The organism is Streptomyces sp. NRRL S-37 (genome assembly GCF_000721605.1).
GTDB lineage: Bacteria > Actinomycetota > Actinomycetes > Streptomycetales > Streptomycetaceae > Streptomyces.
The window spans coordinates 241,073-264,426 of record NZ_JOIZ01000004.1 but is presented as its reverse complement, the minus strand read 5'-3'; the positions used below and the strand labels follow the sequence as shown (position 1 = coordinate 264,426).

The 23,354-nt window shown below is 71.6% G+C and carries 23 protein-coding genes; 7 read left to right on the top strand and 16 right to left on the bottom strand.

Features of this window, described 5'->3' with window-relative positions; all coding sequences use genetic code 11:
• Nucleotides 1-100 precede the first annotated feature (100 nt).
• The 3 genes from IH50_RS0106720 (at nt 101) to IH50_RS0106710 (ending at nt 2,653) form a co-directional block, all read left to right on the top strand.
• On the top strand, nt 101-1,582 hold the full coding sequence (locus IH50_RS0106720) for an alpha/beta hydrolase (RefSeq protein WP_030858329.1): 1,482 nt from the start codon (nt 101-103) through the stop codon (nt 1,580-1,582).
• Between the two features lie 25 nt (nt 1,583-1,607).
• A complete protein-coding gene (locus IH50_RS0106715; protein WP_030858327.1) occupies nt 1,608-2,159 on the top strand; it encodes a hypothetical protein in 552 nt (183 codons plus the stop codon).
• A 173-nt stretch (nt 2,160-2,332) separates the two neighbouring features.
• The gene (locus IH50_RS0106710) at nt 2,333-2,653 is read left to right on the top strand and encodes a hypothetical protein (protein WP_030858325.1); all 321 of its coding nucleotides are present in this window, start codon (nt 2,333-2,335) and stop codon (nt 2,651-2,653) included.
• 380 nt (nt 2,654-3,033) lie between these two features.
• On the opposite strand, the gene IH50_RS0106705 is transcribed toward IH50_RS0106710, so the two are convergent.
• The 6 genes from IH50_RS0106705 to IH50_RS0106680 form a co-directional block, all read right to left on the bottom strand.
• Nucleotides 3,034-4,146 carry a hypothetical protein gene (locus IH50_RS0106705; protein ID WP_030858323.1) on the bottom strand — a complete coding sequence of 371 codons (1,113 nt, stop codon included), beginning with the start codon at nt 4,144-4,146 and terminating at the stop codon, nt 3,034-3,036.
• 81 nt (nt 4,147-4,227) lie between these two features.
• Nucleotides 4,228-5,220 carry an SCO2521 family protein gene (locus tag IH50_RS0106700; RefSeq protein WP_030858321.1) on the bottom strand — a complete coding sequence of 331 codons (993 nt, stop codon included), beginning with the start codon at nt 5,218-5,220 and terminating at the stop codon, nt 4,228-4,230.
• 16 nt (nt 5,221-5,236) lie between these two features.
• Nucleotides 5,237-6,199, bottom strand: a complete 963-nt coding sequence (locus IH50_RS0106695; protein WP_030858319.1) for an SCO2522 family protein — start codon at nt 6,197-6,199, stop codon at nt 5,237-5,239.
• The gene (locus tag IH50_RS0106690) at nt 6,196-7,113 is read right to left on the bottom strand and encodes an SCO2523 family variant P-loop protein (protein ID WP_030858316.1); all 918 of its coding nucleotides are present in this window, start codon (nt 7,111-7,113) and stop codon (nt 6,196-6,198) included. Before IH50_RS0106690 ends, IH50_RS0106695 begins: the two co-directional genes overlap by 4 nt.
• A gap of 3 nt (nt 7,114-7,116) precedes the next feature.
• A complete protein-coding gene (locus tag IH50_RS0106685) occupies nt 7,117-8,958 on the bottom strand; it encodes an SCO2524 family protein (protein WP_030858314.1) in 1,842 nt (613 codons plus the stop codon).
• Nucleotides 8,959-9,013: 55 nt separating this feature from the next.
• Entirely contained in the window at nt 9,014-9,766 is a 753-nt protein-coding gene (locus tag IH50_RS0106680) for an SCO2525 family SAM-dependent methyltransferase (protein ID WP_037872139.1), read from the bottom strand.
• A 332-nt stretch (nt 9,767-10,098) separates the two neighbouring features.
• Here IH50_RS0106680 and IH50_RS0106675 point away from each other — a divergent pair, with 332 nt between their 5' ends.
• Nucleotides 10,099-10,644: a GNAT family N-acetyltransferase gene (locus IH50_RS0106675; protein ID WP_030858310.1), complete on the top strand. Its 546-nt coding sequence runs from the start codon at nt 10,099-10,101 to the stop codon at nt 10,642-10,644.
• 44 nt (nt 10,645-10,688) lie between these two features.
• On the opposite strand, the gene IH50_RS0106670 is transcribed toward IH50_RS0106675, so the two are convergent.
• On the bottom strand, nt 10,689-11,390 hold the full coding sequence (locus IH50_RS0106670; RefSeq protein WP_030858303.1) for a TerB family tellurite resistance protein: 702 nt from the start codon (nt 11,388-11,390) through the stop codon (nt 10,689-10,691).
• 185 nt (nt 11,391-11,575) lie between these two features.
• Nucleotides 11,576-13,297, bottom strand: coding sequence for a 2-isopropylmalate synthase (gene leuA, locus IH50_RS0106665; RefSeq protein ID WP_030858302.1), 1,722 nt, complete (start codon nt 13,295-13,297; stop codon nt 11,576-11,578).
• A gap of 347 nt (nt 13,298-13,644) precedes the next feature.
• Between leuA and IH50_RS0106660 the strand changes: the two genes are divergently transcribed.
• Genes IH50_RS0106660 through IH50_RS0106650 form a run of 3 tightly spaced genes read left to right on the top strand, consistent with a single transcriptional unit; the run spans nt 13,645 to nt 16,372 of the window.
• The gene (locus IH50_RS0106660) at nt 13,645-14,715 is read left to right on the top strand and encodes a M4 family metallopeptidase (RefSeq protein ID WP_030858301.1); all 1,071 of its coding nucleotides are present in this window, start codon (nt 13,645-13,647) and stop codon (nt 14,713-14,715) included.
• 21 nt (nt 14,716-14,736) lie between these two features.
• On the top strand, nt 14,737-15,003 hold the full coding sequence (locus IH50_RS0106655; protein WP_030858294.1) for a protealysin inhibitor emfourin: 267 nt from the start codon (nt 14,737-14,739) through the stop codon (nt 15,001-15,003).
• A gap of 58 nt (nt 15,004-15,061) precedes the next feature.
• The gene (locus tag IH50_RS0106650; protein ID WP_030858292.1) at nt 15,062-16,372 is read left to right on the top strand and encodes a GH1 family beta-glucosidase; all 1,311 of its coding nucleotides are present in this window, start codon (nt 15,062-15,064) and stop codon (nt 16,370-16,372) included.
• A gap of 4 nt (nt 16,373-16,376) precedes the next feature.
• On the opposite strand, the gene era is transcribed toward IH50_RS0106650, so the two are convergent.
• The 8 genes from era to IH50_RS0106610 all read right to left on the bottom strand — a co-directional run bounded on the left by era (nt 16,377) and on the right by IH50_RS0106610 (nt 23,313).
• Entirely contained in the window at nt 16,377-17,330 is a 954-nt protein-coding gene (gene era / locus IH50_RS0106645; protein ID WP_030858290.1) for a GTPase Era, read from the bottom strand.
• 106 nt (nt 17,331-17,436) lie between these two features.
• Nucleotides 17,437-17,916: a hypothetical protein gene (locus tag IH50_RS0106640; protein ID WP_030858288.1), complete on the bottom strand. Its 480-nt coding sequence runs from the start codon at nt 17,914-17,916 to the stop codon at nt 17,437-17,439.
• Between the two features lie 171 nt (nt 17,917-18,087).
• Nucleotides 18,088-18,441, bottom strand: coding sequence for a cytidine deaminase (locus tag IH50_RS0106635; RefSeq protein WP_030858286.1), 354 nt, complete (start codon nt 18,439-18,441; stop codon nt 18,088-18,090).
• A gap of 31 nt (nt 18,442-18,472) precedes the next feature.
• Complete coding sequence (locus tag IH50_RS0106630; RefSeq protein WP_030858284.1) at nt 18,473-18,832, bottom strand: MmcQ/YjbR family DNA-binding protein; 360 nt, start codon at nt 18,830-18,832, stop codon at nt 18,473-18,475.
• A complete protein-coding gene (locus IH50_RS0106625; protein ID WP_030858282.1) occupies nt 18,829-20,145 on the bottom strand; it encodes a hemolysin family protein in 1,317 nt (438 codons plus the stop codon). The genes IH50_RS0106630 and IH50_RS0106625 overlap by 4 nt, the downstream gene beginning before the upstream one ends.
• On the bottom strand, nt 20,142-20,639 hold the full coding sequence (ybeY, locus tag IH50_RS0106620) for an rRNA maturation RNase YbeY (RefSeq protein WP_030858279.1): 498 nt from the start codon (nt 20,637-20,639) through the stop codon (nt 20,142-20,144). Before ybeY ends, IH50_RS0106625 begins: the two co-directional genes overlap by 4 nt.
• Before the next feature lie 12 nt (nt 20,640-20,651).
• Nucleotides 20,652-21,722 carry a PhoH family protein gene (locus tag IH50_RS0106615; protein WP_030858277.1) on the bottom strand — a complete coding sequence of 357 codons (1,071 nt, stop codon included), beginning with the start codon at nt 21,720-21,722 and terminating at the stop codon, nt 20,652-20,654.
• A 469-nt stretch (nt 21,723-22,191) separates the two neighbouring features.
• Nucleotides 22,192-23,313: a carbohydrate kinase family protein gene (locus IH50_RS0106610; RefSeq protein WP_030858275.1), complete on the bottom strand. Its 1,122-nt coding sequence runs from the start codon at nt 23,311-23,313 to the stop codon at nt 22,192-22,194.
• Nucleotides 23,314-23,354 lie beyond the last annotated feature (41 nt).

Below are 23,354 nucleotides of genomic sequence, written 5' to 3'. Positions count from 1 at the left end.
CCGTCGGTCCACTGGTCAGCGCACCCTGGGGTAAACCCCCGTAGAAATCCGCCCGTTGCCCGGATGGGAGCGGGGGCGAGTCGCCGCGAGGCTCGTGGGCATGTCGCTGACCACATCACGCACCCTCGCCCTCACCGCCGTACCCGCCGCCCTCCTCGTCGCCCTGCTCCCACCCCTGACCGCCCAGGCCGTACCCGCGTCCCTCGCCTGGGGACCCTGCGCGGACACGACCGGCGCCGACCCCCGCCAGGAGTGCGCCACCCTCCGGGTCCCCATGGACCACGCCGACCCCGACGGCCCGCAGATCTCCCTCGCCGTCTCCCGTATCCCCGCCGAGAACCCCGCGTCCCGCCGCGGCACCCTCTTCCTCATCCCCGGGGGACCAGGCGGCTCCAGTCTCGACGACCCCTCCGGCAAAGGGCAGAAGCTCCCCCAGCGGGTCCGCGACCAGTACGACCTGATCGGCTTCGCACCCCGCAGCGTCTCCCCCTCCACCTCCGTCGACTGCGGGCTGGACCGCGCCGACCTCGCCACCTCCAAGCTGCGCCCCTGGCCCGCGCCGGACGGCTCGATCGACGGGAACATCGCCACCGCCGAGCGCATCTCGACCACCTGCGTCCGCAACGCCGGTGAGCTGATCCGCCACATCAGCACACGCGACAACGCCCGCGACCTCGACCGCCTCCGGGCCGCGCTCGGCGAACGGAAGATCTCCGCGTGGGGTGTCTCGTACGGGACGTACGTCGGAGCCGTCTACAGCCAGCTGTTCCCGCACCGCACGGACCGGATCGTGCTGGACAGCAACGACGACCCCGACCCCACCCGGGTGGCCCGCGCCTGGCTCGCCGGACACGAGCGGGGTGTCGAGGACACGTTCCCGCACTTCGCGGCGTGGGCGTCGGCGCCCGGCAACCCGGACCGCATTGCGGACATGGCCGCCGAGGTGCGTCCGCTGTTCCTGCGGCTCGCCGCCCGTCTCGACCGTGAGCCGCTCCCCTGGCCCGGCGCCAACCCGGAGGAGCTGAACGGCAACGTCCTGCGCCAGACCCTGCTGGACAGCCTCTACCGGCCGAGCAGTTACCCGGCCCTCGCCAAGCTGATGCTGGCCGCCCGGCAGGGCACCGTACCGCCCGCGCCGTCCGCCCCGCCGGAGTCGGTGCTGCAGAACGTGACCGCTGTCGGCGTGGGGACGCTCTGCAACGACGTGGCCTGGCCCAGGTCGGCCGCCGTGTACGAGAAGGGCGTCGCGGAGAGTCGCGCCAAGTACCCGCTCACCGCCGGGATGCCGCGCAACGTGATGCCGTGCGCCGCCTGGCCCTACCCGCCCCGTGAGGCACCCGTGCGGATCACCGGCCGGGGACCGTCCGACATCCTCCTGATCCAGAACGAACGGGACGTCGCCACCCCGCTCAGCGGCGCGCGGAAGCTCCGCGAGGCGTTCGGCCGGCGGGCGGTCATGGTCACCGTGAACTCCACCGGCCATGACGCCTACCTCGCCAACGGCAACGAGTGCGGCGACCGCACGGTCTCCCGCTTCCTCGCCACCGGTGACCGGCCCCGGCAGGACACGTACTGCCGCTGAAGAGGAGCCCCTAGCATCACCCGTCATGGCTACAGTGATCGTGACCGTCGGGCTGGCGTTCATCGGCTATCTCGCGACCTACCTGAACGGAGTGCGCCTTACCCAGAGGCAGGCCCGGCTCACCCGCGTCAACCAGCAGCTGAGCGACTTCTACGGGCCGCTGTTCGCCCTGATGGAGGCCAACAGCCGTACCTACGAGGCCTTCTCGGAGAAGTACTCCCGCGCCGACGGTGGCGGTCCCTTCTACCGCGACACACCCCCTACCGAGCAGGAACTCACGGAGTGGCGCACCTGGGCCAGCACCATCTTCATCCCCAACATCCAGGCCATGCGTGACGTGGTGGTCACCAAGACCGACCTCCTCATCGAAGAGGAGATGCCCGAAGCGCTGCTCCAACTGTGCGCCCATGTCTCGGGCTACGAGATCACGGCCGCACGCTGGGCCCAGGGCAACTACGAGGAACACCTGTCCCTCATATCCTTCCCCGGCCAGGAGCTCAAGGAGTACATCCATGACCGGTTCACCCGGCTCAAAAGCGAACAGGCACGTCTACTGGGACACAGGCGAACTGCGTGACGGGCGGGGCGGTCGGAGCAGGCGGCGTCGAAGGTCCTCAGAAGCGTTCATCCGACCGGCCGATGAGATGCCGATGACTCCGTTGGCGTGACGTTTCACCACGGTCGCAACCGGAGCGCCCACGACCCGGCTCCTGTCCTGCAGAACCGACACCCCTTGGTGAGGAGACCGACATGACCGCGACTGCTTTCGAGTACGGCCCGAACCATGCCTTCGTCGACCCCTACGCCGTCGCGGACGGCACGGCCGCCCGCTGGTGGCCTGCGGCCGCCGGACAGCCGGAGAGCGACTACCTGCTGGCCCCGCCCAACCCGGCCGACCGGCTCGGCACCGGAATCGCCCCGCGCGACCGGCGTCGGCTGGAGCTTCACGCCGCCTTGACCGCCGCCGGTATCCCGCCCCGGCCCGAGGACCGTGAGGCCATCGAGAGTCTGAGCGCCCTGTCCGGCAGCATCAACAGCACCGTTCAGCGGTGGCTGCACCACACGCTCTAAAACCTGCCGGCTCACGGACTCCCCGGTGCCACCAGCCCCGACTCGCTGGATACGGGCCACCTGAGTGGAGTCGGCGCTGTCGGGCAGGTAGTCGACGGCCCGGTTCTGCTGGACCTCGCCGAACGTGCCGGCGAGCGGTCCGACGAGCACGAGCGCGGCCAGCCACAGCCCGACCACCGCCCAGGGCACGAGGCGCCGTCGCCGTGCGTGTGTCCTTGCGTCCCCCATGAGTCGGGGCTCCCCTCCGGTCGGGTGTCTGGGTCGGTTCCCAGACTCCCGGCGGAAGGGGCGCGGGTCGTCGGACGTGGGATCGAGTCGCGGAGTACTGCGTGGGGCGGCACGGGGGCGCGGTTACTCCCCCGGGAGTAACCGCCCGGAGGCTACGCCCGGTCGACCATCCAGGTGCCGTCCTCCTCGTCGTCGACCCGTACCTCCAGTTCGCGGATGCTCATGCCCGCCTCCCACAGTTCCCGGAAGCGTTTCATCCGGTCCTGGACGTGGTCGCGTCGCGCGATGAGCCGGGTCCTGACGTTGACGTCGCGCAGGTCCTGCTCGATCTCGAAGGAGACCTCCTCGTCGTAGACGATGAAGTCGTCGGTGGTGCCGCGCTGGAGGTGCGGCGGCAGTTCGGGCAGCACCGCCACCCGGACCTCGATGCGCAGCGCCTGCTGTTCGTCGCACAGCCGCAGCAGCCGGTCGTCGAGTTCGCGCGCGCTCGCCAGCAGGAACAGCCGCCGTACCGGCACCCCGTGTTCCTCGATCGCCTCCCGCTGGGCGTCGAGGTAGCGGCTGGCGGGCTCGCTGTTCCAGAACTCGCGGTCGACGGAGGTGCTGATGGCGTCGACGGAGCGCTCCGCGGCGTGGGTGAGGCTGAGCATCCAGTCGTGGTTCTCGCCGTGGCACTCCACGCTCATGCTGGTGAGCGCCGCCATGTGGCCGATCACCCGCTGCATCTCCAGGCGGACGAACGTGTGGAGGATCGACGGTCCGGGTGCGAGGGCCTCGGCGAAGCGCTCGGCCAGTTCCGGTACGCCGTCGGTGCGGACGCGGTCGAGCGGCGGGTAGGACTCGGGGGGCGGGGCCGGCTGGGGGAGGCGGCTCTCGACGAGCTGCCGGATGTCCTCGGTGTGCCGGGCCAGGCCGGTCCGCAGGTCGGCGTCGTGCCGCTCCAGGCCGTCCCGCACGGTAGCAGCGGTCTCGGCGAGGACGCTCTGGGTGCGCAGGGCCTGTTCGTCGGGTCCCCGGTCCCGGGCGAGGAGGGAGGGGACGGCCACCGTGGCGGCGGCGCAGAGCGCGGCGGCGGCCAGCTGCCGGAGCGCTCCGGCCCCGGGGCTCAGCAGTGCGGCGACGCCCCAGACGGCGAGGCCGGCGGTGAGGCCGGTCAGGAGTCTGCGCGTCCACTCGGTCCGGTCGGGTGACGGTGCCGGGGAACGTACGTCCGCGCCGGGCGGGGATGCCGTGTCCTCGGGCTGGGGTGACTGTGCCGTGCTCATCTCGCTTCTCCCCCCGTTGGGATGCGCGTCGGATCGGGGTGCGGGGATGTGCGTGGGGGCCGTGACGGCGTGCTCAGGGGCTCAACTCGCCTCCTGGAGGGGAATCGCGTGCAGGGCGAGCTGGTCCCGGATGCGCTGTACCAGGGTGCGCCACTGCCGGGTGAAGCCGGGGCGGTCCTCCAGCGCCTCCCAGAGGGGGGCGAGGCCGTGCGCGACGCGGGCCCGTGGCATCCACAGGTGCAGCAGGTGGTCGACGGCGGGCCGCAGCGCCGTGACGACGGCGGGGCGGTCCTCGCCGGTCCGGGGCCGTGCCCGGGCGGGCGGTTCCGCGAGGCCCAGCCGGATGCCGTCCAGGATGCGGACGACGGTGGTGAGCAGCCAGTCGTGCAGGGCGAGGTCCTCGCAGAGCCCGGCGATCTCGTCGGCGGGCGTGCCCGGGGGGACGCGGAGCCGTACGGTGCGCAGCTCGTCCTCGGCGAGGGTGAACCGCTCGATCGACGGCCCCTCGCCGGGTTCGGCGGGCAGGGCGGCCCAGCGCAGCCGGGTGGGGCGGGACTTCAGGGGCGGTCGGTGGTCGAGCAGGGGGTGGCGCAGCAGGCGGGTGAGGAGCTGGTCGGCGATCAGCCCGACGTCGAGCTCGCCGTGCCGCCCGCCGTTCAGCAGGCCCTGGGCGACCGCCTCGTAGGGCAGTTTCCCGAACGGTTCGACCGTCGCGGGCCGTACCAGGTACTGGCCCCAGGGGCGCCGGTGGTCGGGGCCGGAGGCGGGGACGCGGAAGTAGGCGGAGCTCTGCAGGACGCGCCCCTCGGTGAGGGAGGCGCGGGCGGCGACGGTGCCGACGGCGCGGATCCTGGCGCCGTCGGCGCTGGGCAGGGGGCAGTCGACGCCGGTGAGGGTGTCCGGGGAGCGGCCGTAGAGGTTGGGGCGTTCGGAGAGCAGGACGCGTTCGTCGGCGCGCAGTCCGAGGAGCTGGGCGGCGGCGCGGCTGTCGAGGGCCTGCAGGGCGGGCAGCAGGCAGGTGCGGACCTCGCCGCAGGCGAGCACGACGGGCGGCCACGTCTTCCCCGGCGTCATGTCCCCCGGCGCCATGTCACTGCCCCGCGTAGAAGACGTAGGAGATGCGGTCGGCGACCGAGTCGGGGACGGCCGCGTTCTCGCGGGCGGAGCGCTCGGCGGTCTGGGCCAGTGCTCCGGGGTCGACCTCGATCTGGTCGAGGATCACGCGGACGGCGTGTTCGACGGGTAAGAAGCGGCTGGGGATCACCGAGCAGGTCCGGTAGGCGGTGAACGGGTCCGCGCGGGGGTTGAGGCGGAGCAGCGGGGGCAGTTCGTCCCAGTCGTCGGGGAAGGCGTCGGCGGTGTGCGGCTGGGGCACGAGGACGGCCTCGCCGTCGTCGCGCAGCAGGCCGAGGCGGGCGAGCTGCCACACGGCGGCGAGGAAGGGGCAGGACCAGGTGCGGTGCCCGTCGGGGCCGTCGTCCCAGAGTTCGACGTCGAGGAAGACGGAGTGGCGGCGGGCGGCGGTCTCCTTCGGCGGCTGCCAGGCGGTGGCCTTCTTCATGGCCTGCGGGGCGCGTGCGACGGGGCCGCGCTCGCCGTTGGCCAGCCAGCCGGTCTGTGTGGCCGGCGGGCGCAGGCCGTAGCTGCCGGGCGGCGGTTCCTCGACGATCCGTCCGGCGACGGCCTCGGCGACGGGCACCTTGCCGGCGACGGCGCAGCCGGACTCGCGGGCCAGGTAGTCGACGGCGAGCCCGGCCCGGCCGGCCTCCTCCAGGAGCATGGGGACGACGTCGGCGGGGGTGGAGAAGCGGGTGAAGTAGTCGTCGATCAGGAAGCAGGTGCTGATCCGGGGGCGTTTGCCGCCGGTCGCGGCGGCGGTGGCGCGGGCCGCCTCCGCCCAGGGCCGTACCCGCTCGAAGTGCCGCCGCAGGTGTCCGGGGCCGGCCTCGAAGTCCTCCATGTAGAGGTGGCCGAGTTCCAGGGAGAGGTGGGACAGGGGCACCGCCTGGGTGCGTGGTTCGGCGGCCGTCTCACGGAACACCGCTTCCGTCATGGCCGCCCCCAGTGGTCGTCGTCGGTGAGCCGTCGCGCGATCTCCTCCAGCGCCTCCAGTGTCTCCTTGTTGGCGATCTGTGTGGAGAGGACGTCCTCTTCGGTGATGAGCTGTTCGCGCCACTGCAGGATGGGTTCCAGGGGGACGATGCCGAGCACCACGCTGTCGCCGATGCGGTGTTCGGCGGCGAGCCGGCGCAGCGCCTCGTCGCAGGACTGCATCCAGGCGGCCTGGGCGGGCGAGCCCTGGGACCACAGCGGCGAGTCCGGATCGGGTACGGCGGCCCGGACGAAGCGGACGGCGCCCCGCAGCGCCTCCTCGTCGTGGCCGCGTTCGACGCCGCCCCTGATGATGCCGTGGTCCCGGTGGACGAGTCCGGCGGCGGCGATCACGTGCTGCCGGGTCCAGCGGTGGAAGACCAGCCAGCGGAACGGGACGTAGCGCATCCGGGGGTGGGCGGTGGCGGCGAGGACCATGTCGACGGCGTAGCTGCGGCCGGCGCTGAGGTCGACGACGATCAGGTCGAACTCGCCGTGCAGCCGCAGCAGGAGGTCGACGCAGCGTTCGAGGGCGTCCTCGCCGACGGCGAACTCGCCGCCGCCGGCGTCGCCGGGGAGCAGCACCAGACGGCCGGCCTGGTTCGGGCGGGCGCGCAGCTGGGGGTGCTCGGTCTGCCGCCAGACGTCGATCCTGGCCGGTTCGGTGACCGAGCCCTCCAGGTAGGAGTGCAGGCCGCGTTCCTCGGTGCCGCGCATCGCGCCGGGCACGTCGAAGACGGCGGCGGCGGTGGGCGAGCCGAAGTCGAAGTCGACGTAGGCCACGTGGTCGCCGGTGAGGGCACGCTGGTAGGCCAGGTTGGCGCTGGTCACCGAACGGCCGGTGCCCCCTTTGTCGGAGGCCGCGAAGACGAGCACGGCTCACACCTCCTGGGCGGCCGCGCCCCGTGCCTGGGCCAGGGTGTCGAGTTCCTGGAGCACGGGCAGGGCCAGGGCGAACGCGGTCGCGGGCCGCTCGTCGACCAGGCTGCGGGCGTGGTCCAGGCGGCTTTCTATGCTCCGCATGGCCCGGCCCCGGCTGCCGTCGGGGCTCGCGGAGGCCTCCAGCTGTTCCTTGCCGAAGAGGTGGGTGGCCTCGCTGAGCAGGTCGCGGGCGAGCTGGGCGAGTTCGGGGCTGCGGATGGGCTGTTGTTCGTAGAGGTTGCGGGCGGCGACCAGGCACTCGGTGACGCGTTCGGTGATGCTCCAGGAGAGGCGCTTGCCGACGCGCGTGTCCGGGAAGACGGCCCCCGCGTGGTCCCAGAGGCCCGCTCCCTCGCCGTCCTCGATCCGCCGGTTCCACAGGTGCTCGAACGCCTGCTCGCCGAGGCGGAGCAGCCGGTCCTGCGCGTCGATGTTCCGGGAGAGCTCCGCGAGCTGGATGATCCGCTTGAGGAGCTGGGCCGAGAAGTCGGTCATCCGCCACAGCAGCGGGGAGCCGGACCGTTCGGAGCCGGCGAGCGGCATGGTGACGCCCGGGCTGTGCAGCTCGATGACGGGATCGTTCCTGGTCATGCGGCTGGTGACGCGGCCTCGGTCGGCGAGGCGCTCCATGATGGCGACGGTGCGGGTGAGGTCGTCGTCGGTGGCCTTCCGGCGGACCAGGTCGTGGACGAGGATGGCCGCGACGGTCAGGGAGAAGTACTCCGACTCCAGCCGCAGTCCGGTGGTCTGCCAGGGCAGGTCCTCCAGGGGCCAGCGCTCACTGCCGAACCGGGCGATGGCCGACCAGTACTGCTGGCTGAGCTCCCAGCGCAGGCGTAACGCCTCGGCGAGTTTCTGCTGGTCGGCGTCGAGCAGTCCCAGGGTGAGGGTGCGGTCGGAGAACAGGTCCTGGATGCCGTCCAGGGCGATGACGGTGAAGTACACGTACGGCAGCCGGTCGGCGATGCCGTCGGGCTGGCCGGGGACCTGGACGTCCAGGTCGGTGATGGTCGGCGCGTCCTTGACCACGCCCCAGGCCCAGCCGCACTCGAAGAGCTGGCTCTCGTCGCGGATGGACTCGTCGACCTGGATGCCGCGGCTGAGGCTTTCGATGATCGTGGCGCGCAGCGGGCGGAAGCGGCGGGAGAACTGCTGGAGGACGGCCCGGTCGGACTGTCTGTCCTGGCCGATGACCTGGATGAGCCGCCGGCCCTGTTCGGACTCGGCGTCGAAGACGTTGACGGTGAAGGAGCGCAGCAGGCTGATCATCGCGGCGGTCAGCCGGGTGTTGGTGGCCTCCCTCAGCTCGGCGAGGGCCTTGCGCACGTCGGGGCGGGTGGTGCTGGGCTCGTAGACCTTGAGGAAGCCGAGCGTGGCCAGGCAGAGCGTGACGGACATGGAGTAGGAGTCGACCACGCCGAGCTGGTACTGCTCGTGGGTGAGTCTCTGCTGGGGTTCGGCCGGCCTGAAGTAGTGTCCGCCGGCGAAGGTGGGGCTGTCGTCGGGGCCGGTGTGGCTGCGCATGAACTGGGAGAGCGCGGTGATCAGGTTGGGCGGGATCTCCAGCCGGCTGCCGACCCCCTCCAGCGCGCGCAGCACGTCCCGTTCGGTGGTGTCGGGCTGGTCGAGGCGGAACGCGGGGACCTCGGTGGCGGGGTAGAGCAGGCAGAGCAGCCGCTCGGCGTCGGCGACGCTGCTCAGCCCGTCGGTGTCCTCCCAGACGAGCTTCCCGTCGTCGAACGAATGGCGGGCCATGGCCCGCCAGATGTCCAGCATGTGCTGCCGCGGCTTGATCTGCATCCCCGCACCCCTCGTACAGATCTCGTTGCCCTGTGTTCAGACATGGTCCCCGTTCCTACGGGGTGGCAATCGCCGAATTCCGCCGTCCCAGGGCGAGAATCATTCCCTCGTGTCCCGGCCGCACCATGTGGTCCATGTCGTGGATTTCCAGTGCGGCGGCGAAGGGTTCCAGGCTCTCCCGGATCCGGTTGGCGTTGACCCGGTAGGCGGGGTACTTGTGTGCGCCGACCTGGTATCCGAGGGATTCCTTCATGAAAGCGGCGGCGAAGGGGGCTCCCCCGTTGAGCGCGTCCATGAAGCACTCCACGCCCCGCTGGAACTCGTCGGCGCACTCGGACATCGAGTCGGCGACGAAGAACATCGTGCCGATGTCCCAGCGGCGCTGTCCGTCGAGGTCCAGCAGGTTGGCGCGCTCCACCCGGACGATCTCGCCGAACCGGCTCCGCGGCTCGACGTCCCGGTAGGCGGGAGCCTCGGCCAGTACGTCCCAGAACGCGTCCCACGCCGTGTCGTATCCCCCGCCGGACGCCTGTTTCTCCAGGTATTCGACATTCGGAGTCGCGTATTCCAGAAGGAGGATCTTCTCGCACCAGGGCAGCATGGAAAGGGCCGGATAGAGATTCGCGCCGGCGCCCACGTCGACCCCCCGGACCGATGCCGGAACACCCTGCGCGTAGCAGCGGCTGAAATAGTCGCGCATGAGCCGCACGATCAGCAGATCGACCTCGAGCGGGGTGCGGTAATTGAGGTCGACGTACGCCTCCGGATCGAACTGCGACCATGGCGCGTCGGCGTTGCGATCCATCATCACCCTGCCAAGTTCCATTCAGTGTCGGACAAGACCGTGTGCCCAGCGCACGAGTCCCCAGCGGACGAAGAAGCGGCCCCGGTGCTCGCACGGTAAGCCCGGTCGGCACGCGGAGACAGCCAGGAACACGCCAGTCCTCCGTGACCGGGCGCACATCAGGCGCACGCCAGCACAGTCCTGTCACACCTGAACTCGCCCTTGCGAGAGGCGAGTTGGACGCTCACTCTAGCCAGAAGCAGTCACCGGCCGCCACCGGGGTCCCCATTCCCTCCTTCGTGTGAACGGCGGCCCCGGCTGCCGTGTTGACGTCTCACGTCCCGACTGGGGGTGGCATGACCGCCGAACCGCTTGAGCGCGCCCTGGACCACGAGCAGCGCCTCACCCGGCCGACGCCTCTACCGGAACCACCACCCCCGCTGCTGCGGCCGGCACGGGAGTCCGATCTGCCCGAACTGCAACGGCTCGACGAGGAGGTCTTCCGGGAGGTCGCCTATCCGGCGTTCCTGCTGCGGCAGCTCCACGACCTGTACGCCGGTCCCGCCGGCCACCTCCTCGTCCTCGACGACGGTGACGGCCGGCTGCGCGGCTACGTCCTGGCGGCCACCGCGGCGTTCCACCGGGACAGCTGGATACTCGGCCTGTGCGTGGCCGAGGACCGGCGCCGGCACGGCCTGGGCCGGGAGCTGATGGTGGAGGTCCTGGAGCGGCTGCGCCGCTGCGGGACCGAACGGGTCCGGCTGACCGTGGAGCCCGCCAACGACGCCGCGATCCTGCTCTACCGCTCCCTGGGTTTCCGCCCGGAGCCGCCCGACGGGGGGATGCGCCGGGACTACTTCGGTCCGGGTGAGGACCGCGAGGTGATGTGCCTCGTGCTGTGACACGCCCCGTGCCGTGACGCGCCCCGCGCCGCCCCGGCGCCGCATCAGGACGGGGTGCGCGCCGCCGCCAGCAGGCGGGTCACGTCGTCCGAGCAGATGGTGAGGGCCGCGCCCACGGTGGCCAGGGCGTCGCGTTCGGCGGGGGTGTAGGGGCCGTCGGCGAGGGCGATACGGGCGCCCTGGAGGAGGATCGACTCACGGCCGGGGGCGGCGAGGTGCGGGGCGAGGGGGTCCAGGGCCTCGTGGAGCTCGATGGCGAGGCCCGCCGTGCAGGGCTCCCCGGTGAAGCGGCCGGTGTCCGCCTCCAGCGCCTCGACGAGCGCGGCGAGCTGTTCCTCCGTGCAGTCCTCGAAGCCGGCGGCGCGCACCCCGGCCGCGGCCGTCTCCAGGGAGGCGCGCGAGCAGGTGCCGCCGGCGGCCAGCACCGCGAGGGCGACGGTGTGGACGGCGTCGCGGAGCATCGCGGAGAAGCGGGTGGTGGTGGGGTGGTCCAGGACGTCGGTGCCGAAGTGGCGGCGGCAGGCGGCGCATTCGACGACCGGCCCGGTCCCGCCGCGCGGCAGCACGGGCACGCCGAGGAGGGCGAAGCGGCGGTGTCCGGTCAGCCGCTGGTAGTTGCGGTCGCCGCCGCAGCCGGGGCAGAAGAACTCCCCGTCACCGACGGCCGTCCACGCGGTGCGGGTGCCCAGCAGGCGCGACAGTCTGGTGGCAGCGGAACGGCCGTTGGGTCCCCGTCCTGGCAGCACGTCGCACCTCCATAACCGCCACAGCCTCGTCGCCGCGCTTGCGTGATGTTAGCCACATCGGGGAGGCGGAGTCAGTACCCAGGACGAGACCTTTCCGTGACCATCACAGATATATGGCCGGTATATGACGGGACCCCGCCCGCCGTTTTCCGGCGGGCGGGGCCTCAAATCGCCGATTCGGCTGGTCAGCGCGCTGCGCGGTTGACGGCCGAGACGACCGCCTTCAGCGAGGCCCGCGTGGTGTTCGCGTCGATTCCGATGCCCCACAGCACCTTGTCGCCGATCGCGCACTCGATGTAGGAGGCGGCCTGCGCGGAGGCGCCCTCGCTCATCGTGTGCTCCTGGTAGTCCAGCAGCCGTACGTCGATGCCGATGCCCTGCAGCGCGTGGAAGAACGCCGAGATCGGACCGTTGCCGGAGCCGACCAGGGTGGTCTCCGTGCCGTCGACCGTGGCCTCGACGGTGAGGGTGTCCACGCCGTCGCGGTCGGTGGTGGACTGGCCGTTGGCGACCTGGATGCGGCCCCAGGGGTTCTCCGGGTTGGGCAGGTACTCGTCCTGGAAGACGTCCCAGATGGCGGCCGGGGTGATCTCGCCGCCCTCGGCGTCCGTCTTCGCCTGGATGATCTTCGAGAACTCGATCTGCATCCGGCGCGGCAGGTCCAGCTTGTGGTCGTTCTTCAGGACGTACGCGATGCCGCCCTTGCCGGACTGCGAGTTGACGCGGATGACGGCCTCGTAGGAGCGGCCGACGTCCTTGGGGTCGATCGGCAGGTACGGGACCGCCCACTCGATGTCGTCGACGGTGACGCCCTTCGCGGCCGCGTCGGCCTCCATGGCGTCGAAGCCCTTCTTGATGGCGTCCTGGTGGGAGCCGGAGAAGGACGTGTAGACCAGGTCGCCCACGTACGGGTGGCGCGGGTGGACCTCCATCTGGTTGCAGTACTCCCACGTACGGCGGATCTCGTCGATGTCGGAGAAGTCGATCTGCGGGTCGACGCCCTGGGAGAACAGGTTCATGCCCAGGGTGACCAGGTCGACGTTGCCGGTGCGCTCGCCCTGCCCGAACAGGCAGCCCTCGACGCGGTCGGCGCCGGCCATCAGCGCCAGCTCGGCCGCCGCCACCGCCGTACCGCGGTCGTTGTGCGGGTGGACGGACAGGCAGACGTACTCGCGGCGGGACAGGTGGCGGCCCATCCACTCGAAGCGGTCCGCGTGCGTGGAGGGGGTGGAGCGCTCGACGGTGGCGGGCAGGTTGAGGATGATCTCGCGGCCGGGACCGGGCTGGTAGGTGTCCATCACCGCCTCGCAGACCTCCAGCGCGAAGTCCAGCTCGGTGTCGGTGAAGATCTCCGGGCTGTACTGGTAGCCGAACTCGGTCTCCGGGCCCAGCAGCTTCTCGGCGTACTCCATCACCAGGCGGGTGCCGTCGACGGCGATCTGCTTGATGTCGTCCTTGGAGCCGCGGAAGACCACGCGGCGGAAGACGGGGGCGGTGGCGTTGTACAGGTGGACGGTGGCGCGCCTGGCGCCCTTGAGGGACTCCACCGTGCGCTCGATCAGGTCCTCGCGGGCCTGGGTCAGTACGGAGATGGTGACGTCGTCCGGGATGGCGCCGGGCTCCTCGATGATGGAGCGGACGAAGTCGTAGTCGGTCTGGCCGGAGGCCGGGAAGCCGACCTCGATCTCCTTGTAGCCCATCTTGACCAGCAGGTCGAACATGGCGCGCTTGCGGGCGGGCGACATGGGGTCGATCAGGGCCTGGTTGCCGTCGCGCAGGTCGGTGGAGAGCCAGCGGGGGGCGGTGGTGATCCGCCGGCCGGGCCAGGTGCGGTCGGGAATGTCGACCTGCTCGTAGCGGCCGTACTTGTGGATCGGCATGGGGCTGGGCTGCTGGCGGTTCGCCATGATGCGAGGGCTCCTCGGTGTGTCCTGGTGGACGGCCGACGGCGCAGCGCCGAACTCCGCGGGGAGGGGGTCGGCCTCTACTGCGGACCCTCACCGCGGCAGCTAAGGAGAAGCAGCCCGAAACGCATGATGCGGAGCATGCTAGCCGAGCTTTCCCTGACGCGGGCCGTATGTATCAGTATGCGGGACCGCGGCACCCCCGAGGGGCGCGGGGAACTGCGCGATAAGCCACAAACCACCCGCAGAGATAACACACGGCTACCCACACGACGGCCAAATACCAATATTTCACCCAACCAAGGTCGCCCCTAGTGACATGCGGCCAACGCGGTGTCATCGTGCCGGACATGACCAAGAACGGGGGCTTCGAGCCCGTCTTCTGCACGATCGTCCCGCCGCACGTCCTCGACCGGCTCGCGCAGGCCGAGGACCCCGTGCTCCACGGTCCCGCGCGCCGCACCATCCAGCGCGACGCCTACGAGCGCACCCAGCGCCACCTGACCACGGTCGCCGGCGCCCCGGCCGTCGCCGTGCCCGCCGAGGCCGAGGCCGGCAAGCCGCAGCGCACCGTGTACGACGCCCGGCACGGCACCCGCCTGCCGGGAACGAAGGTGCGCGGCGAGGGCGACGAGCCCGGCCAGGACGCCACCGTCAACCGCGCCTACGCCGGCCTCGGCGCCACGTTCGAACTGCTGCTGAAGGCGTACGGCCGCGACTCCATCGACGGCAACGGGCTGCCGATGGACGCGACCGTGCACTACGACGAGGAGTACAACAACGCCTTCTGGAACGGCGAGCAGATGGTGTTCGGCGACGGGGACGGCGAGATCTTCCTCGACTTCACCCTCCCCGTCGACGTCATCGGCCACGAACTCGCCCACGGCGTCACGCAGTACACCGCGAACCTGACCTACTTCGGCCAGCCGGGCGCGCTCAACGAGTCGGTGTCGGACGTCTTCGGCGCGCTCATCAAGCAGTACACGCTCGGCCAGACCGCCGACGAGGCCGACTGGCTGATCGGGGCCGGGCTGCTCGCCCCGCGCGTCACGGGCACGGCGCTGCGCTCCATGAAGGAGCCGGGCACGGCGTACGACGACGACGTCCTCGGCAAGGACCCGCAGCCCGCGACGATGGACGGCTACGTCCGCACCGGCCGGGACAACGGCGGCGTGCACATCAACTCGGGCATCCCGAACCACGCCTTCTACCTGGCGGCCACCACCCTCGGCGGGCACGCCTGGGAGCGGGCGGGGCAGGTCTGGTACGACGTGCTGACCGGCGGGGAGCTGGAGCAGGACGCGAAGTTCACGGACTTCGCGACGCTGACGGTGAAGGCGGCGCGCGCCCGGTACGGGGAGGGCGAGGAACTCCAGGCGGTGTCGAAGGCCTGGGAGCGGGTGGGGGTGCGGACGCTGTAGTTCCGTACTAGACACGGACCCATGCGTATTCAGGTGCGGCGTACGGGCGGGTTCGCGGGGATCGAGCGGCGGGCCGAGGTGGACACCTCGGGGCGGGCCGACGCCCACGAGTGGCACGCCCTGGCCGAGCGGGTCCTGGCCACCGGCCGGGACACGCCCCCGGCCGGGGTGCCGGACGGTTTCGGCTACCGGATCACGGTGGACGGGAGGTCGGTGTACTGCGCGGATCCCCGGCTGACGGACGAGCAGCGGGAGCTGATCCGGAGGGTGCTGAAGGAAGGCGCGTAACGCGCTTGTCGTGCACGGGCGTTGACGTGGTCCGGCTCGGGTGCGGATGATCCGGGCCATGGCGACGACGAACCCGCTCCCCCGTTTCCCGGCCGGTTTCCTGTGGGGCGTGTCGACCTCGGCGCACCAGATCGAGGGGGCGGCGGACACGCGCGAGCCGTCCGTGTGGGACGTGTTCACGGACGGTCCGGGGCGGGTGCGGGACGGCTCGACGGCGGCGGTGGCCTGCGACCACGTCCACCGCTACCGCGAGGACGTGGCGCTGCTGGCCGGGCTGGGCGTGGACGCGTACCGCTTCTCGGTCTCCTGGCCGAGGGTGCGGGCGCGCGGCGGCCTGGACTTCTACGACCGGCTGGTCGACGAGCTGTGCGCGGCGGGCGTACGGCCGGTGCCGACGCTGTTCCACTGGGACCTGCCGGCCGGGCTGGACTGGCTGGAGCGGGGGACGGCCGGGCGGTTCGCGGAGTACGTGGCGGAGGTCGCCGGACGGCTCGGCGACCGGGTGACGAAGTGGATCACCCTCAACGAACCCGCCGAGCACACCCTGCTGGGGCACGCGCTGGGCGTGCACGCCCCCGGCCGGAAGCTGCTGTTCGACGCGCTTCCGGCGGCCCACCACCAGCTCCTCGCCCACGGGCTCGCGGTACGGGCACTGCGGGCGGCGGGGGCCGGCGACATCGGCATCGCGAACTCCCACGCGCCGACCTGGCCGGTCTCCGGGGACGAGGCGGACGTGGCGGCGGCCGGCTTCTACGACACCCTGCTGAACGGGATGTTCGCCGACCCGCTGCTCCTCGGCCGCTACCCGGAGGGCATCGGCGAGCTGATGCCGGGCGACGTCGAGGCGGACCTGAAGGTCATCGCGGAGCCGCTGGACTGGTACGGGATCAACTACTACGCGCCGACGAGCGTGGGCGCCCCGCGGGACACGGAGACCGACTTCGGCGGGGTCCGGATGCCGGCCGGACTCCCCTTCTCGGTGCGGGAGACCGAGGGGTACCCGGTGACGGACTTCGGCTGGCCGGTGGTCCCGGAGGCCCTGACGGAACTCCTCACCGGCTTCCGCGCCCGGTACGGCGACCGCCTCCCGCCCGTGGTCGTCACCGAGAACGGCTGCGCGTACGACGGCCTGGACGACCGCGACCGCATCACCTACCTCGACGGCCACATCCGCGCGCTGCACCGGGCGGTGGAGGCGGGCGTGGACGTGCGCGGCTACTTCGTGTGGTCCCTGATGGACAACTTCGAGTGGGCGGAGGGCTACGCCCGCCGCTTCGGCCTGGTCCACGTCGACTTCGGCACGCTGGAACGGACCCCGAAGGCGTCGTACGGCTGGTTCAGGGAGCTGCTGCGCGAGCAGCGCGCGTGAGGAATCAGAAGCCGAGGCGCCGCAACTGCTTCGGGTCGCGCTGCCAGTCCTTGGCGACCTTCACGTGCAGGTCCAAGAACACGGGGGTGCCGAGGAGGGCCTCGATCTGTTTGCGGGACTTGATGCCGACGTCCTTCAGGCGCTTGCCCTTGGGGCCGATGACGATGCCCTTCTGGCTGGGGCGCTCGATGAACAGGTTGGCGTGGATGTCGAGGAGGGGCTTGTCGGCGGGGCGGTCCTCGCGCGGGAGCATCTCCTCGACGACCACGGCGATGGAGTGCGGGAGCTCGTCGCGGACGCCCTCCAGGGCCGCCTCGCGGATCAGCTCCGCGACCATGACCTGCTCGGGTTCGTCGGTGAGGTCGCCCTCGGGGTAGAGGGCGGGGCCCTCCGGCATCAGGGGGATGAGGAGGTCGGCCAGCAGGTCGACCTGCTGGTTCGCGGTCGCCGAGACCGGGATGATCTCGGCCCAGGTGATGCCCAGCTCCCGGCCGAGCTGGTCAACGGCGATGAGCTGCTCGGCCAGCGCCTTGCCGTCCACCAGGTCGGTCTTGGTGACGATCGCGATCTTCGGGGTCTTCTTGATCCCGGCCAGTTCCTTGGCGATGAAGCGGTCGCCGGGGCCGATCTTCTGGTCGGCGGGGATGCAGAAGCCGATCGCGTCGACCTCGGCCCAGGTGGTGCGGACCACGTCGTTCAGCCGCTCGCCGAGCAGGGTGCGCGGCTTGTGCAGTCCGGGGGTGTCCACCAGGATGAGCTGCGCGTCCTCGCGGTGCACGATCCCGCGCACGGTGTGCCGGGTGGTCTGCGGCCGGTTCGAGGTGATCGCCACCTTCTGCCCGACCAGAGCGTTCGTGAGGGTGGACTTGCCCGCGTTGGGGCGGCCCACGAAGCAGGCGAAGCCGGCCCGGTGGACGGCGTCGGCGGGCTGCTCGGATGACTGGGTACGAACACTCATGCCGCCCATTCTCCCTGATGCGGGAGACCCCGCCGTACCACCCGTCCGGGACGGGGGCCGGACCGGGCACCCGTGAGGGCCCGGTCCGGCCGTCCGCCCGGTGAGGTCAGTCGAAGACGAACGGGCCCGGCGCCTGCGGTGCGGTCGCCGTGCAGGTGATGGTGATGAAGCCGAACGCGGTCACCCTCAGGGTGCCGCCGAAGGCCTCCAGGCTGTCGCCGGAGGCCACGGTGCCGGTGAGCGGGCCGACCTCGAGGGCGTCGCCGGTCGCCATGGCCGGGTTCTCGGTGCCGCTGAAGGTGACCGTGCCGCCGCCGGCCTTCACCAGGGTGAGCCGCGAGACCAGGGAGTCCTGGCCGATCGCGAGGGGCGCGGTCACCGCGGAGGTGGTGAGGGTGACGGTGGCGGACGTGCCGTTCTGGGTGGCGGTGAGGGTGGCGTCGCCGCCGCCCCAGGTGCCGCAGTCGGCGTTGACGGTCGCCGACCCGGGGGCGACGGCGGCGGCGGTGGGGGCGAAGGCCAGGCCGCAGACGGCGAGAGCGCCGGCCGCCAGGGACACACCTGTTCCGAATCGCTTGCCTCTCATGAGATTCCGGTCCCTTTCCGTGGGGGGAACTGCTCGGCAGCGTGGGTCCGGACCCGCCGCGATCACGCCGGCCGACGTGTCGTCCGTACCGGCGGGTTCCATTGATGCGCGGGAGGCGGCGCGCGACAAGGGAGGATTCCGGCCTACTTACCGTCGGTAACAAGTGCGTGCTCAGCCCGCGGTGACCGTCTCCCGGACCGTGCCGTCCGTACCGGCCACCAGGACCGGGGTGGAGGGGCCGCCGAGGTCCCGTACGGCCGCGCGGTCCTCGGGCGACGCGGACTCCGCCTCGGTCACCACGGCCGCCGCCTCCAGCGACGTCGCCCCGGACGCCACGGCCATCGCGACCGCCGTCTGCAGGGCGCTGAGCTTCAGGGAGTCCAGGGCCACGGTCCCGGCGACATACGTCCGGCCGGTCTCGTCGCGTACGGCGGCCCCCTCGGGCACGCCGTTGCGGGCCCGCGCGGAACGGGCCAGGGTGACGATCTTGCGGTCCTCGGGGTCGAGCGCGGTGGTGTCGGTCATGATCCGAGCATAAGGGGGCGTGCCCTGGGCCTCAGGGCCGGTCGAGACGGAGGCGGTCCGCTCGCGGCAGACCGGCCACGACCAGGTCGTAGGAGTCCTCGACCAGCTCCCGGACCAGACGGTCCGGGAGGGTGCCGTCGACCGTCACCGTGTTCCAGTGGCGCTTGTTCATGTGCCAGCCGGGGACGATCAGGTCCGGGTGCTCGGTGCGGAGGCGGATCGCGTCGTCCGGGTCGCACTTGAGGTTGACCGTGAGGGGCTCGGCGTCGAGGGCGGTCAGGGCGAAGAGTTTACCCCGGACCTTGAAGACGGAGGTATCCGGGTTGAAGGGGAACTCCTCCACCGCCGCGTCGAAGGAGAGGCAGAGGGCGCGCAGCTCCTGCGGGGTCACTCCGGCTTCTCCTCCGCGTCCTCACCGGCGGGCGGGTCCGCGGGGGCCATCGGCTCCACCAGCACCGTCACGATCTTGTTCCGGCGGCCGGCCGCCGCCTCGGCCGTCAGCCGCAGCTCACGGGCGTCGGGGAGGGCGACCAGGGACGAGGCGCCCGCGATCGGCACCCGGCCGAGGTGCTTGGCGAGCAGCCCGCCGACGGTCTCCACGTCCTCGTCGTCGAACTCCTCCAGGCCGTACAGCTCGCCCAGGTCGGTGATGTCGAGGCGGGCGGTGACCCGGTAGCGGTCCTCGCCCAGCTCCTCCACGGGCGGCAGCTCACGGTCGTACTCGTCGGTGATCTCGCCGACGATCTCCTCGAGGATGTCCTCGATGGTGACGATGCCGGCGGTGCCGCCGTACTCGTCGACGGCGACGGCGACGTGGTTGCGTTCCTTCTGCATCTCGCGCAGCAGGTCGCCGGCGTTCTTGGTGTCGGGCACGAAGAACGCGGGCCGCATCGCCGTGGACACCAGTTCGCTCTCGGCGTCCCGGCTGATGTGCGTCTTGCGGGCCAGGTCCTTGAGGTAGACGATCCCGACGATGTCGTCCTCGCTCTCGCCGGTCACCGGTATGCGGGAGAAACCGGAGCGCAGGGCGAGGGTGAGGGCCTGGCGGATGGTCTTGTACCGCTCGATCACCACGAGGTCGGTGCGCGGCACCATCACCTCGCGCACGAGCGTGTCGCCGAGCTCGAAGACCGAGTGCACCATGCGGCGCTCCTCGTCCTCGATCAGCGACTCCTTCTCCGCGAGGTCCACCATCGCGCGCAGCTCCGCCTCGGAGGCGAAGGGGCCGCGCCGGAAGCCCTTGCCGGGGGTGAGCGCGTTGCCGATGAGGATCAGCAGGTTCGGGATCGGTCCCATGACCCGCGCGAGCGGCACCAGGACGTACGCGGCGGCCGTGGCGGTGTTCAGCGGGTGCTGGCGGCCGATGGTGCGCGGGGAGACCCCGACGGCGACGTACGAGACGAGGACCATGATCGCGATGGCGATCAGCAGTGCCTCGGCGGTCCCGTCGAACTCGCGCAGGCAGCCGTAGGTGATCAGGGAGGCGGCGGCCATCTCGCAGACGACGCGGACCAGCAGCGCCACGTTGAGGTAGCGGGTGGGGTCGCCGGCGATCTGCGCGAGCCTGGCGGCGCCCCGGCGGCCGGAGCGTACGGCCTCCTCGGCGCGGAAGCTGGAGACGCGTGCGATGCCGGCCTCCGCGGAGGCGGCCAGCCAGGCGACGACGACCAGGGCGATCGCGCCGAGGACGAGTGCCGGACTCATGACACGGTCGGGGCCGGGGACGGGCCGGTGAGGCCCTTCTCCGCGCGCCAGCCGTCCACGATGGCGGCCTGCAGGCCGAACATCTCGGCCTTCTCGTCCGGTTCCTCGTGGTCGTAGCCCAGCAGGTGCAGCACACCGTGGACGGTGAGCAGTTGGAGCTCCTCGTCCATGGTGTGCCGCGTCTCCGCTTCCTGGCCCTGCCTGGCGGCGACCTCGGGGCAGAGCACGATGTCGCCGAGCAGCCCCTGCGGGGGCTCGTCGTCGTCCTTGGACGGGGGCCGCAGCTCGTCCATCGGGAACGACATGACGTCCGTCGGGCCGGGCAGGTCCATCCACTGGATGTGGAGCTGCTCCATGGCGCCGGCGTCCACGACGATCACCGAGAGCTCGGAGAGCGGGTGGATGCGCATCCGTGCGAGCGCGTAGCGGGCGATGTCGAGGATCGCCTGCTCGTCGACCTCGGTTCCGGACTCGTTGTTGACGTCGATCGACATCTGGTGCTCGGTCTACTTCCCCTTGTGCCCGGACTTGCCCCGGCCACCCTTGTGGGTGCCGTTCTGGGTGCCGTGCTGGCTGTCGTACTGCTCGTACGCGTCGACGATACGGCCCACCAGCTTGTGCCGGACGACATCGTGGGACGACAGCCGGGAGAAGTGGACGTCGTCCAGACCCTCCAGGATGTCCTGCACCTGCCGCAGACCGGACTTGGTGCCGTCGGGCAGGTCGACCTGCGTGACGTCACCCGTGATCACTATCTTCGAGTCGAAGCCGAGGCGGGTGAGGAACATCTTCATCTGCTCGGGGCTGGTGTTCTGGGCCTCGTCGAGGATGATGAACGCGTCGTTGAGCGTGCGTCCGCGCATGTACGCGAGCGGTGCGACCTCGATCGTGCCGGCCGCCATCAGCCGGGGGATCGAGTCGGGGTCGAGCATGTCGTGCAGCGCGTCGTAGAGCGGGCGCAGGTACGGGTCGATCTTCTCGTAGAGCGTGCCCGGCAGGAATCCGAGCCGCTCGCCGGCCTCGACCGCGGGGCGGGTCAGGATGATGCGGTTGACCTGCTTGGACTGCAGGGCCTGCACCGCCTTGGCCATGGCGAGGTACGTCTTGCCGGTGCCGGCCGGGCCGATGCCGAAGACGATGGTGTGCTTGTCGATCGCGTCGACGTAGCGCTTCTGGTTGAGCGTCTTGGGGCGGATCGTGCGGCCGCGCGAGGAGAGGATGTTCTGCGTGAGCACCTGGGCCGGGGTCTCCTGGCCGTCGCTCTCCCCGTTGTCGCTCGCCTTGAGCATGGCGATCGAGCGTTCCACTGCGTCCTCCGTCATCGGCTGCCCGGTGCGGAGCACCAGCATCATCTCGTCGAACACGCGCGAAATGAGGGCGACCTCCGTGGCGTCGCCGACCGCGCTGATCTCATTGCCCCGGACGTGGATGTCGGCCCCCGGGAAGGCCTTCTCGATCACGCGCAGGAGGGAGTCCCCTGACCCCAGCACGGTCACCATGGGGTGCTGGGCGGGGACGGTGAGCTGCACTCTCGCCTGTCCCTGCGCGGGGGTGTGAGCTGTGGGTGTCTGAGTCATGGGCCGGCTCTGAAGGCCTGCGGATCCTCCTCGTCACGGCCGCACAGCGGAGGGCGGCCTCGCGATTCCCAGGGTACGACGGAGGGGTGACAACCCCGTAGGCCTTTTACGTGCCCTCTCGCCCCACCGATCCGGCCCTGTGCCCCGGCCGGGGTCCGCGTCCCGGCCCACCGAGTCAGACCGGCACCCGGGCCCGCGGCCCGCATCTCGAACCCGTCGAGTCGGGCCGGCGTCCGGGCCCGTGCCCCACACCCCGGCCCACCGAGTCAGACCGGCCCCGGGCCCGTGGCCCGCTTTCCAGCCGGCCGAGTCGGGTGGTGGGCGGGCATAGGCCGGGGGTCCAGGGGGCGGGAGCCCCCTGGCGGGGGTGCGGGGGCGGAGCCCCCGGAACGGGGCACGGGGGCGGAGCCCCCGCTGCGGGAGCGTGGGGGCAGGCCCTCACACGGGGCCACGGGGGCGGGCCCCCGTGTCAGGCCGGCCGGCGGAAGCCGATCGTCGGCACCGCCCGCCGCAGCGGCCACGGCCGCACCAGCTCCCCCGAGACCAGCCCCGCCAGGAACGCGTACCGCCCCAGCGCCGAGGGGTCCTGCCCCTCGACCGACCGCACCCGCCGCCACCACGCCCCGATCTCCGTCCACCCCGGCGCCGACAGCGACCCCCCGAACTCCTGGACGGACAGCGCCGCCGTGAGCCCCGCGAAGGCGAGCCGGTCGGCGAGCGGCCACCCCGCCAGCGATCCCGTGACGAACCCGGCGACGAACACGTCCCCCGCGCCGGTCGGATCCAGCGCCTCCACCTCGATCGCCGGCACCGACGCCGTCTCCCCCGTACGCCGGTCCACCGCGTACGCGCCCTCCGCGCCGAGGGTGACCACCGCGACCGGAACGTGCTCGGTGAGGGCGTGCGCCGCCGCGCGCGGGCAGTCCGTGCCGGTGTACCGCATCGCCTCCTCCGCGTTCGGCAGGAACGCCTCGCAGTGCCGCAGGTCGGGCAGCGCGGCCAGGTCCCACGCCCCGGTGTCGTCCCAGCCGACGTCACCGAAGATGCGCGCCCCCTTGCGCGCGGCCTGCGCGATCCACGGCGCGCCGCGGCCGGGCGTGAGGGAGGCCACGGCGGCACGCGCGCGGGGCGGGCAGTCGGGGGCCGGTTCCTCGGGCGGAGGTTCGTGGCCGTGGGAGACCATCGTGCGCTCACCGTCGTACGCCATGGAGACGGTGACCGGCGAGTGCCAGCCGGGGACCGTGCGCGAGGGCGAGAGGTCGATGCCCTCACCCTGTTCCAGCGCGTCCCAGCAGTACTCGCCGTAGTGGTCGTCGCCGAAGGCCGCCGCGAGGGAGGTGCGCAGACCGAGGCGGGCCAGGGCGGTGGCCATGTTGGCGACGCCGCCGGGGCTCGACCCCATCCCGCGCGCCCAGGACTCGGTCCCGCGCACCGGGGCGGAGCCGAGCCCGGTGAAGACGATGTCGAGGAAGACGGTGCCGGTGAGGTAGACGTCCCAGGGCGGGTCGTCCGGTGCGCGCAGGGCGGCGAGGGGATCGACCTGGGACGAGCAGGGCGGTCCCTCGACGCGTGCCTTCCCGGTAAACGCCATCACGGTGCGCTCCCTGACGTGGTGCGGTTCAGGCCAGTGTG